The 289-nt window shown below is 43.6% G+C and carries 1 pseudogene; it reads right to left on the bottom strand.

Going from position 1 to position 289, the window contains the following annotated elements:
- Window positions 1-289 (bottom strand): annotated as a pseudogene (locus tag AC0IXA_RS27305) (amino acid:proton symporter); the annotation flags it as partial.

Below are 289 nucleotides of genomic sequence, written 5' to 3'. Positions count from 1 at the left end.
CCAATTGTTAATCCTGGAATGACAATTTTAAACACGGTAATGAATGTATTCGCTTTTGAAAATAACCCAACTGTCCAATAATTCAGCAGAAAGTAAATCACAAGAAGCACACTGGCAACCATAAGCCCTTCTGTCGTCAACACCCCTTTTGTAACCAAATGGGTTGTCCACTTTGCCCACTCCCAAGGCCACGAGCTCATGTACTGGACAGAAGCAACCGCCTCAACAGGAATGACAGAAACGATGGCAATCCAGTTCGCCCAAGCTGCAATAAACCCAATAAAAGATC

It is taken from the genome of Pseudomonas sp. AC083 (assembly GCF_979253165.1).
Note: the sequence above shows the minus strand (reverse complement) of the source record. Positions and strands in the feature narration are given on the sequence as shown.